This window comes from Actinophytocola sp., from assembly GCF_036002505.1.
Lineage (GTDB): Bacteria > Actinomycetota > Actinomycetes > Mycobacteriales > Pseudonocardiaceae > DASYTH01.
Window position 1 is genome coordinate 1 of the sequence record NZ_DASYTH010000446.1, and the last position, 4397, is coordinate 4397.

Consider the following 4397-nt stretch of genomic DNA (forward strand, 5'->3'; position numbering starts at 1 on the left):
CCACGGTGGCCGGGCCAGCGGATCGTTGATGTAACGGCGCTGGGCGAGGCGATCCAGCAGCCCGGCGACGTCGTACACGTACCAGTCATGGCCGTCGGTACGCGCGGCCCGCACGACCTCGACAATGGCGTCGTTGTACTGGTCGATTGCGCTGTCGACCGCACGCGCCTGCTGTGAGGTGATGTGCGGATCACGGCGGGGGTCGAAGGCCCGGTCGCTGATCCATGGCCGGGTGTAGTAGGGGAAGTATCGGGATCCGGGCTCGATCTTCGGTCCTACGCCGCGGCTGATCGGCGGAATCGTCACGTGCGGGACTGTGCACCAGATGACGTGCCGTGCGCTGATGGCTTGCACCTGCTCGGCGACCTTGCTCAGCTCCGCGATGAAGTGGGTCGGCCGCCAGACGGTGAACTTCCGCTTCTGGACCGGGTCGTCGTAGCCCACGTCGCTCCAGACCACCTTCAGCTGAGTCACCGTCGGTAGCGCATTGTTCGCGCCCAGGAGCACCACCAGCGTCTCGATCCCATGGTCGGCCGCGCCACCAGCGTCCTCTGTGCCCAATTTCGCCGCCGCGTCGAACACCGTCAGCGTCCGGGCAGCGTTCGGCGCGGTTGGGTAGACCCGAAGCGCCGCACGCTGGCTGTCGTTCTCCACGATCTGGTGAATCAGGTCGTCCTTCGGACGGCGTAGCTGCTCGACACAAACCTTCGCGGTGACACCCAGGGCGTCGCGCAGGTCCCAGCCGTATATCGCCAGGTTGTGGTTGATCGCCGAGAGTTGCGGGACCACCGATCCCGGCCCACGCTCCCAGTAGTCCTCGACCTCGTCCATCCATTGCCTGCCCCGGAACAGCGCCATCGGCACCTCCCACCAGTCCAGGCGGGTCCCGAACCGCTGCTCTAGCTCGCGCAACAGCACCTCGATGTTCACCGGTAGCCCACCCGGGCCGCCGTACAACGGGAACCGGAACTGGTCGAACCACCCCAGCTCGTACGCGATGATCGCGGGAACGGACAGATCGGTATGGAACACGGCGCCGCTTTGGAAGCCGTGGAACAGCGAATCCCCGATCGCGACAAGTCGATGGGGAGGCTGTCCGACGGCGCTCACCTGAACCGGGATGCCCAGCGTGGGATCCGACACCGGTTCTCGTGGCGTCAGGGTGATGACCACGTCATCGGGGACCCCGGGGGCAACCATCGCTTCTGGCACGGAGTCGGACACGACGCCCCCATCTCGCGGCCAAGCCGCACAGCCGACCATTTCACGATCTGCGGCAAAGCTAATCGACGCCGCGGCGCGTTGCAGCGCCATTCACCGAACTTCATCCTCACGCGGTCTGTCTGTAGGCAACGGTCACCATGTGGTGTCGTCCGCAAGGATGTGAACCGTGCAACTGAGGGTTCCGGTATCCGATGGCGACGTCTGGGCCGAGGACTGTCCGGGCGATAACCCACCGGCCGTCCTCTTGCATCCAGGTTGGGGCGACTCGGACATCTGGAAGCCGGTGATGCAGCGACTACGCCGTCGCGTGCGAACCATCCGCTACGACGTGCGCGGCTACGGGCGCTCTCCCTCCCCGAGCGTGCCCTTCACTCAACTCGGTGACCTGCGCGCGGTGCTGGACCACCTCGCCGTTCCGCCGGCGGTCGTGGTTGGACACAGTGGAGGAGGTGGGACGGCGATCAGTCTCGCGCTCGCCGAGCCCAGCCGTGTCCGGGCGCTGGTGTTGCTCGCCCCCGGCCTGGCCGACTATCCCTGGCCCGAAGAGGATCCCTACTTTGTGCAGTTCGCGGCGCTGTTGAGCGCCGGAGACCGCGAAGGAATCATGAGACTGGGCCTGCAGACCTGGGCACCCGCGGGCCACCATCCCGACGTTGAGGCTCAAGTCTCCAGTGCGACGACGGCGTTCTTCGCCGAAGGTGACCTGCTGCGGCCCGATCCGCCTGCCCTCAACCGGCTCGAACACATCGACGTGCCGTCCGTGGTGGTGACCGCCGAGCTAGACCACCCGATGGTTACCGCGTGTGCCCACACCATCGCGACCCGAATCACGGGATGCCAGGAGATCGCCGCCGCCGGAAGTGACCACATGCTGCCCCTGCGCGTGCCTGACCTCATCGCCGGCCTCATCCTGCAACACAAGCCATAAACGCACGACTGCTGATTAGTGGCCATCGATACTTGCGCCTACGGTCGCCGCCACCATGGAACCCGATCGCAATTCGAGCCATGAGCCATGCGGCGATGTTTCACACTTCTCACACCTGTGAGGTCCGGCTCTCGCAAGACGGCTGCATGCGGGGGACTGGCGCCGGCTAACGGCGGACGGCGATCGCCTCCAGATATTCCGATGCCATCGCAACCGATGGTCCGGGTGCACGGTCATGCGTTGCCGCCAGCGCGGTGCGGTCGGCATGGAGCTGCTCCTGCCCGGAGTCGTCCAGTGCCTCGAAGGCCTTGCGGACCGGGCCGTAATTCTGACGGAAGAAGTCTGCGAACTCGGCCGGGGAACGGAAGCGGAAGACAAACTCACGCCGGCTCGCGGTCAGCTGCGACACGCCGTCGCCCAGCAGCTCAGCCAGCCGTTCCTCGGTCCCTCACAAGCCCTGCGGGTTGACGCCGGGTGGCGGCGGGACATGCCTGCCCATGGTGCGGAAGATCGAGCCGACGAAGCCGCTCGGCGTCCAGTTGGCCAGGGCGATCGTGCCACCCGACCGGCACACCCACAGCGCACGCCCAATTGGCACGCGGCTGGCAATCCGTCATACTTTGCGGCGGTGTAACGCCGGTTCGGCCGCTGGGCCTCTTCGGTGTGGAGGCTTCGGCCGAGGTCGGCTGCTGGTGCCCCGCCTGTGGGAGAGAGGCCTCGATGAGGATCCGGTCCCTGCTTGCCGCGATCGCTGCCCTGTTCCTTACCCTTGGGGTGGTGGCGGGGCCCATCGGTTCGGCGGCCGCGGTGCGGGTGGCGTCCTGCGACCCGATGCAGACGCCGCCGAGCTTCCGGGGCGAGGTGCCCACCGCCGAGAACGTGCTCGGCTTCCCGCTCGGCTCGCAAGAGGTAACCGCCGCCCAATCGGATGCCTATGTGGATGCCGTGGACGGAGCCAGCGCACGCGTCGTCAGCGGCACGCTGGGCACGACCTGGCAGGGGCGGCCGATCCGGTACGCGCTGGTGGGAAGGCCGGAGAACGTGACCCCGGAGGGGCTGGCCGGGATCCAGCAGGCGGCGCGGACGCTACGTGACCCGGCGACCACCGATCAGCGGGCGGCGGACATCGCCCGTCGCTCACCAGCGATCCTGTGGCTGATGGGGAACGTCCACGGCGGCGAGGAGAGCCCGACCGACGCCGAGCTCCGTGTCCTGTACGAGCTGGCCGACCGCGACGATTGCGCCGCGCAGCAGATCCTGGACAACACGCTGGTGGGGTTCATCCCGGTCCAGAACCCGGACGGCCGCGAGGCCGACACCCGCCAAAACTCCTACGGGTTCGACATGAACCGCGACTGGTTCGCCCGCACCCAGACGGAGACCGACAGCAAGCTGGAGCTGCTGCGCCAGTACCCGGGTGTGCTCTATGTCGACGCCCACGAGATGGGCGGCAACCACTATTTCTTCCCGCCCACCGCCGACCCGACCTACCACGAGGTCACGGCCGCATCGATGGACTGGCAGGACAACCTCTACGGTGGCGCCTTGGCCGCCGAGTTCGACCGCCAGCACATCCAGTACTTCACGAACAAGGTGTTCGATTTCTTCGCGATGGTCTACGGCGACATCGTCCCGGCAACCGGATTCGGCGGGGCGGGTATGACCTTCGAGAAGGCGAACTTCGACCCGATCGCCCAGCGGACCTACCAGCACTACGTCACCCACTGGGTGTCGATCTCGCAGGCCGCGCTGAACAAGCAGGCCATCCTGCGTCGCTGGCACGAGGAGTGGACCGAGGCCTACCGGCAGGGCGTGGACGGCCAGCTGGAGCCCAACGAGGTCAACGACAAGGGCAACAGCGTCCAGCTCCCGGTGCCCGAAGAGCCCGTCCGCCACTACTTCCTCCGCGCCGACGACCCGAGCAAGGCGGACGAGGTGCAGGCGCTGGTGCGGCGGCTGCAGCGCATGGACGTCGAGGTCCACCGCCTGACGGCGCCGCTGGCGGTGCCCGACTTCCGCGCCTACGGCCGGCCGGAGGCGGCCACCGTCCTTCCCGTCGGCACGTACTGGATACCGATGGCCCAGATGCAGAAGCACTGGATCCAGTCCATGCTCAACGAAGACACCTACGTCCCCTTCCCCTACTTCTACGACGTGAGCGGCTGGAGCAACCCGCTGTTGTTCAACGTCGGCGGTGGCCGCTCCGGCGCTGCGCTCGACCCGGTCGCCGAGCCCGTGCCGCTGC

5 protein-coding genes are annotated in these 4397 nt (G+C 67.2%); 2 read left to right on the plus strand and 3 right to left on the minus strand.

The window, feature by feature from the left end:
• A partial coding sequence (locus tag VGR06_RS39485) for a hypothetical protein (protein WP_327564357.1) occupies window positions 1–1143 on the minus strand: 1143 nt, incomplete at its 3' end.
• A gap of 247 nt (window positions 1144–1390) precedes the next feature.
• Between VGR06_RS39485 and VGR06_RS39490 the strand changes: the two genes are divergently transcribed.
• Entirely contained in the window at window positions 1391–2152 is a 762-nt protein-coding gene (locus VGR06_RS39490) for an alpha/beta hydrolase (RefSeq protein ID WP_327564358.1), read from the plus strand.
• 166 nt (window positions 2153–2318) lie between these two features.
• Here VGR06_RS39490 and VGR06_RS39495 read toward each other — a convergent pair whose 3' ends face one another.
• Together VGR06_RS39495 and VGR06_RS39500 are read right to left on the minus strand one after the other, a co-directional pair.
• Window positions 2319–2561, minus strand: a complete 243-nt coding sequence (locus VGR06_RS39495) for a hypothetical protein (RefSeq protein ID WP_327564359.1) — start codon at window positions 2559–2561, stop codon at window positions 2319–2321.
• Between the two features lie 39 nt (window positions 2562–2600).
• Complete coding sequence (locus tag VGR06_RS39500; RefSeq protein WP_327564360.1) at window positions 2601–2750, minus strand: hypothetical protein; 150 nt, start codon at window positions 2748–2750, stop codon at window positions 2601–2603.
• 179 nt (window positions 2751–2929) lie between these two features.
• On the opposite strand from VGR06_RS39500, the gene VGR06_RS39505 reads away from it, so the two are divergent.
• Window positions 2930–4397: M14 family zinc carboxypeptidase (locus VGR06_RS39505; protein ID WP_327564361.1), on the plus strand; the 1468-nt coding region annotated here is incomplete at its 3' end.